This is a genomic window from Monashia sp. HAY1-2A (assembly GCF_056755315.1).
In genome coordinates, this window is the sequence record NZ_JBNDHY010000209.1 from 1 (window position 1) to 6,274 (window position 6,274).

General features: G+C 69.2%; 6 protein-coding genes. 3 read left to right on the forward strand and 3 right to left on the reverse strand.

Annotation, left to right across the window (positions count from 1 at the left end; genetic code table 11):
• Positions 1-11: 11 nt before the first annotated feature.
• From ACPYOM_RS20370 to ACPYOM_RS20380, 3 genes are all read right to left on the reverse strand, one after another.
• Positions 12-458: a hypothetical protein gene (locus ACPYOM_RS20370; protein WP_481347344.1), complete on the reverse strand. Its 447-nt coding sequence runs from the start codon at positions 456-458 to the stop codon at positions 12-14.
• Positions 459-613: 155 nt separating this feature from the next.
• Entirely contained in the window at positions 614-2,053 is a 1,440-nt protein-coding gene (locus ACPYOM_RS20375) for an aspartate aminotransferase family protein (RefSeq protein ID WP_481341296.1), read from the reverse strand.
• Positions 2,050-2,553, reverse strand: coding sequence for an Lrp/AsnC family transcriptional regulator (locus ACPYOM_RS20380; RefSeq protein ID WP_481341297.1), 504 nt, complete (start codon positions 2,551-2,553; stop codon positions 2,050-2,052). Before ACPYOM_RS20380 ends, ACPYOM_RS20375 begins: the two co-directional genes overlap by 4 nt.
• A 114-nt stretch (positions 2,554-2,667) precedes the next feature.
• Here ACPYOM_RS20380 and ACPYOM_RS20385 point away from each other — a divergent pair, with 114 nt between their 5' ends.
• The 3 genes from ACPYOM_RS20385 to ACPYOM_RS20395 all read left to right on the forward strand — a co-directional run.
• Positions 2,668-4,116 carry a gamma-aminobutyraldehyde dehydrogenase gene (locus ACPYOM_RS20385; protein ID WP_481347345.1) on the forward strand — a complete coding sequence of 483 codons (1,449 nt, stop codon included), beginning with the start codon at positions 2,668-2,670 and terminating at the stop codon, positions 4,114-4,116.
• A gap of 82 nt (positions 4,117-4,198) precedes the next feature.
• Positions 4,199-5,440: a polyamine ABC transporter substrate-binding protein gene (locus ACPYOM_RS20390; protein ID WP_481347346.1), complete on the forward strand. Its 1,242-nt coding sequence runs from the start codon at positions 4,199-4,201 to the stop codon at positions 5,438-5,440.
• Positions 5,440-6,274: ABC transporter ATP-binding protein (locus tag ACPYOM_RS20395; RefSeq protein WP_481347347.1), on the forward strand; the 835-nt coding region annotated here is incomplete at its 3' end. The genes ACPYOM_RS20390 and ACPYOM_RS20395, both read left to right, overlap by 1 nt.

Genomic DNA, 6,274 nt, shown 5'->3' on the forward strand with positions numbered 1-6,274 from the left:
CCCCCAGATTACTACGCGTCTCGTGGGCTCGGAGATGTGTATAAGAGACAGCCCGTACCACCGGCAAAGGCGCCCTGGAGGTAGCCGGGCCGACGCAGCTCGGCGCGTGTGGCGCTGCGGGCGAGGTCGGCCGGCTCGTCGCTGCGCGGTCGCTCGGACTCGGGGAGGTCCTCGGTGAGCCGCTGGAGCACCATCTGGCGCTGCTCGGGCGAGAGCTGTGCGAAGGCCTCGGCGTGCACGCGCTCGAGGTCCTCCGGCGGCGCCGTGCGCAGCAGGTATCGGTAGCGGGCGATGGCCCGCTCGTCCTCGGTGGAGGCTCCGCCACGCGGCGTGGGGACCGCGTACGGGTCGGCGCCGGGCGGCGCGGACCGCGGACCGGTCGGCGGCGCGCCGTGGCCCATGCCCCAGCCCTGTGGTCGACCGGGCTCGCGGCCCAGCAGTCGGTCGAGGAATCCCATGTCGTCTCCTTGCGTCGGCGTCACATGTGGCGACGGGGTGCCGGCATCGCTCGCCGGTCACGTACCCACGCCAACGACCGGCCACGCCCCCTCCCCGGGACGTCCTGACCGCCCGCGCCTGGCGGTGCACCACGGTGCACGGCGGGCGCGACGCGTCAGAGGTGGTTCTCCGCCTCCGTGAGGACGGAACGCAGCCTCGACTCGATGTCGTCGAACTGCTCCGGGCCCATGATCAGCGGCGGCGCCAGCTGGACGACGGGGTCCCCGCGGTCGTCGGCTCGACAGTAGATGCCGGCGTCGAAGAGCGCCTTGGACAGGAACCCGCGCAGCAGCCGCTCGGACTCGGCGTCGTCGAAGGTCTCACGCGTCTGCTTGTCCTTGACCAGCTCGATGCCGTAGAAGTACCCGGCACCGCGGACGTCGCCGACGAGCGGCAGGTCGAGCAGCTTGTCGAGCGTCGCCTTGAAGGCGGGGGCGTTCTGCTTGACGTGGTCGTTGAGACCCTCGCGCTCGAAGATGTCGAGGTTGGCCAGCGCCACGGCGGCCGACACCGGGTGCCCGCCGAAGGTGTAACCGTGCGGGAAGTAGTCCGTGCCCTTCCGGAACGGCTCGAACAGGCGCTCGCTGGCGATCATCGCGCCGATCGGTGAGTAGCCGCTGGTCATGCCCTTGGCGCAGGTGATGATGTCGGGCACGTAGCCGAAGTCGTCGCAGGCGAACATCGAGCCGATGCGGCCGAAGGCGCAGATGACCTCGTCGGAGACCAGGAGCACGTCGTACTCGTCGCAGATCTCGCGGACCCGCTCGAAGTACCCGGCCGGCGGCGGGAAGCAGCCACCCGAGTTCTGCACCGGCTCGAGGAAGACCGCCGCCACGGTGTCGGGCCCCTCGAACTCGATGGCCTCGGCGATGCGGTCGGCGGCCCAGCGGCCGAAGGCCTTCTCGTCGTCGCGCAGGTGCTCGGGAGCCCGGTACTGGTTGGTGTTGGGCACCCTGAACGTGCCGGGCACGAGCGGCTCGAACATCTGCTTGGCGGCCGGGATGCCGGTGATCGACAGGGCCCCCTGCGGCGTGCCGTGGTAGGCGACCGCGCGCGAGATGACCTTGTGCTTGGTCGGCTTGCCGGTCAGCTTGAAGTACTGCTTGGCCAGCTTCCACGCCGTCTCGACGGCCTCGCCCCCACCCGTCGTGAAGAAGACGCGGTTGAGGTCGCCGGGCGCGTGCGTGGCGAGCCGCTCGGCCAGCTCGATGGCCTTCGGGTGCGCGTAGCTCCACAGCGGGAAGAAGGCGAGCTCCTTGGCCTGCTTGGCTGCCGCCTCGGCGAGCTCCTCACGCCCGTGGCCGACCTGGACGACGAACAGACCCGCGAGCCCGTCGATGTACTCGTTGCCGCGGTCGTCCCAGATCTTCCAGCCCTGCCCGCGGGTGATGATCGGCACGGAGTGGCCCAGCCCGCCGTCTCCGGGGTCCTCGAACACCGAGTGGCGCGTGAAGTGCATCCACAGGTGATCGCGCGCGGCATCGGACAGCAGGGTCCCCGCAGGGGTGCGCTGGTCCGAGGCCGGTTCCCAGACCTCGTTCGGGTTGATGCTCATCGTGTTCCCCAGTTGTAGAGCTGTTTGTTGAGTTTGAGGTAGACGAACGTCTCGGTGGTGATGACGCCCTCGAGGGTGCGGATCCGCTCGGTCAGCAGCTCCAGGAGGTGGTCGTCGTCCTCGCAGACGACCTCGGCGAGCACGTCGAAGCTGCCCGCCGTGGTGACGACGTAGGACACCTCGTCCATGTCCGACAGGGCCTCGGCCACGGTCGACATGTCGCCGGAGACCCGCAGGCCGATCATCGCCTGACGCTGGAAACCGACCTGGAGGGGGTCGGTCACCGCGACGATCTGCATGACGTCGGCGTCGAGGAGGCGCTGGACGCGTTGGCGCACGGCCGCCTCGGACAGGCCCACCTCGGCAGCGATGGAGGCGTAGGACTTTCGTCCGTCCTGCTGGAGCAGCTCGATGATGGTCTTGGAGACCTCGTCGAGGTTGACGCCGCCCCGGCGGGGCGGCTTCGACCCGCTGTGGGCCACGCCACGGATGGTCGTCATGGGCCCGATACTGACCTGTGGAACACGACGTTGGCAAGTCCCCGCGCAACTGATTCCGAAGATTTTCCGGACCATCTCTTCACCATTGCGCAGGTCACTGTCTAGAGTGCCGCCATGACTTCGCAGCCGCGCCAGCTCCGCAACTTCATCGGCGGTCAGTACCTGGACCCCGAGACCGACGCGACCACCGACATCGTCAACCCGGCCACCGCCGCCGTCGTCGCCACTGCCCCCGTCAGCACGCAGGCGGACGTCGACCGCGCGTACGCCGCCGCGTCCAAAGCCTTCGAGACGTGGGGCGAGACGACGCCGAGCGAGCGACAGGCCGCGCTGCTGAAGTTCGCCGACGCCATCGAGGCCCGGGCCGACGACTTCGTCCGCCTCGAGGGCGAGAACACCGGCAAGCCGCACGCCCTCACGGCGAGCGAGGAGATCCCGCCGATGCTCGACCAGCTGCGCTTCTTCGCCGGCGCCGCGCGCGTCCTCGAGGGCAAGTCGGCCGGGGAGTACATGCGGGGCCACACGTCCTTCGTGCGCCGCGAGCCGATCGGCGTCGTCGGGCAGGTCACGCCGTGGAACTACCCGATGATGATGGCGATGTGGAAGATCGCCCCGGCGCTCGCGGCCGGCAACACGATCGTCCTCAAGCCCTCCGACACGACGCCCGAGACGACGCTGCTGCTGGCCGAGCTCGCCTCGGAGTTCCTCCCCGAGGGCACCTTCAACGTCGTGACCGGCGACCGCGAGACCGGCCGCATGGTCGTCGAGCACCCGACGCCGGCGCTCGTGGCCATCACCGGGTCGGTGCGGGCCGGGATGCAGGTCGCCGAGAGCGCCTCGCGCGACCTCAAGCGCGTGCACCTCGAGCTCGGCGGCAAGGCGCCCGTCGTCGTCTTCGACGACGCCGACATCGAGGCGGCCGTCGAGGGCATCGCCGTCGGCGGCTACTTCAACGCCGGCCAGGACTGCACCGCGGCCACCCGCGTCCTCGCCGGTCCCCGCATCCACGACGACTTCGTCGCGGCCCTCGCGGAGTACGCGAAGAACGAGGCGAAGGTCGGGCTTCCCGAGGACCCGGACGCCCTCCTCGGCCCGGTCAACAACCCGAACCAGGTGGCCCACGTGGGCGGCATGATCGACCGTCTGCCCGACCACGCCCGGGTCGCCGCCGGCGGCCACCGCGCGGACGGCCTCGGCGACGGCTTCTTCTTCGAGCCGACCGTCCTCGCCGGCCTCAGGCAGGACGACGAGCAGATCCAGACCGAGATCTTCGGGCCGGTCATCACCGTCCAGCAGTTCACCGACGAGGCCGAGGCCCTCGCCTGGGCCAACGGCGTGCAGTACGGCCTGGCCTCGAGCGTGTGGACCAAGGACTTCGGTCGGGCCATGCGGATGAGCCGCAAGCTCGACTTCGGGTGCGTCTGGATCAACACCCACATCCCGATCGTCGCCGAGATGCCGCACGGCGGCTTCAAGCACTCCGGCTACGGAAAGGACCTGTCCATGTACGGGCTCGAGGACTACACGCGCATCAAGCACGTCATGGCCAACATCGAGTCCTGATGCCCCGCAGGGCAGCCCGCACGACCCGGGTCGACGTCGATCCTCTCCCGTCACCCACCGAGAACCCCTGGAGAAGAAGGCCATGAACGAGAAGCCCCTGGACAACCCGGTGCTGCGCGCGGCGCTCATGCGCGGCCTGGTGTCGCGCCGCAGCGCCATGATGGGCGCGGCCGGCGTCGGCGCAGCAGCCTTCCTGGCCGCGTGCGGCTCCGCCGGGCGCAACCCCGCGAGCGGCGGGGGCGGCCCCGCCGGGACCGCGTCCAAGACGGCCGCAGCGGCCGAGGACCTGTCCGACTCCGAGAAGATCGTCAACTGGTCCAACTGGACCGAGTACATCGACGTCGACGAGAAGACCAAGGCCCGCCCGACGCTCGACGCCTTCACGAAGGCGACCGGCATCAAGGTCAACTACACCGAGGACTACCTCGACAACGACGAGTTCTACGCGAAGGTCCGCCCGCTCCTGCAGCAGGGCAAGGACACCGGCCGCGACGTGTGGTGCAGCACGGACTGGATGGTCGCCCGGCTCATCCGCCAGGGCTACCTCCAGAAGCTCGACCTGGCGAACATCCCGAACGCCAAGAACCTCGAGGACTCCCTGCGCAACGTCGAGTTCGACCCCGGACGCGTCTACTCGCTGCCGTGGCAGAGCGGCTTCGCCGGCATCGGCTACAACCTCAAGGCCACCGGCGGCAAGAAGATCACGACGATGACCCAGCTGCTCACCGATCCCGCGCTCAAGGGCAAGGTGACGCTGCTGACCGAGATGCGCGACACCGTGGGGCTCGTGATGATGGAGCAGGGCAAGGACATCTCGAAGTTCACCGACGCGGACTTCAAGGCCGCGATCGACATGATCCAGCAGGCCAAGGACGCCGGGCAGATCAAGGGCTTCACCGGCAACGAGTACACCGACGGCCTGGCCAAGGGCGACATCGCCGCGTGCGCCGCGTGGACCGGCGACGTCGTCCAGCTCCAGTTCGACGACCCCAACATCCAGTACACCCTTCCGCAGAAGGGCTTCACGCTCTGGTCCGACAACTTCGTCATCCCGGCCCTGGCCAAGCACAAGAAGAACGCCGAGAAGCTCATCGACTACTACTACGACCCGAAGGTCATGGCCCAGGTCGAGGCCTACGTCAACTACATCGCGCCGGTCAAGGGCACCAAGGACGCGCTGCTCAAGATCGACAAGAGCCTCGGTGACAACCCGCTCATCGTGCCGCCGGCCGACGTGCTGTCGCGCGCCCAGGTGTTCCGCGGCCTGTCCGAGGCCGAGGAGACGAAGTACTCCCGCATGTTCGCCTCGATCACGGCCGGCTGATGGCGGGCACGGGCAAGGGCGACCTGCAGCTGGTCGCGCTGACGAAGGAGTTCGGGACCTTCACCGCGGTCCACCCCCTCGACCTCACCATCGAGGCCGGTTCGTTCTTCGCGCTGCTGGGCCCCTCGGGCTGTGGCAAGACGACCACCCTGCGGATGATCGCCGGCCTCGAGGCGCCGACGGGCGGACGCATCCGGATCGGCTCGGACGACATCACCGACACCAAGGCCTACCAGCGCAACGTCAACACGGTCTTCCAGTCCTACGCGCTGTTCCCGCACATGTCGGTGCTCGACAACGTCATGTTCGGGCTGAAGCGACGCGGCGACAAGGAGGCTCGGCGCAAGGCCCAGGAGGCGCTCGAGCTCGTCGAGCTGGCCCATGTGGGCGGCAGGCGACCGACCCAGCTCTCCGGCGGCATGCAGCAGCGCGTCGCACTCGCGCGGGCCCTCGTCAACCGTCCGGACGTCCTCCTCCTCGACGAGCCGCTCGGCGCCCTCGACCTCAAGCTGCGTCGCCAGATGCAGATCGAGCTCAAGCGGATCCAGCAGGAGGTCGGGCTGACGTTCATCCACGTGACGCACGACCAGGAGGAGGCCATGACGATGGCCGACCGGATCGCCGTCATGAACGCCGGGCGCATGGAGCAGCTCGGTGACCCCGCGACCCTGTACGAGAAGCCGCGGTCGACGTTCGTCGCGAACTTCCTCGGGCAGTCCAACCTGCTGCGCGCCTCCGTCGTCGGGGGCGGCGCCACCGCCGGGACCGTTCGGGTCCGCAGCCACGAGGCCGAGCTCGAGGTCGCCCGTGCCCACCTGCCCGACGGCCAGGGCG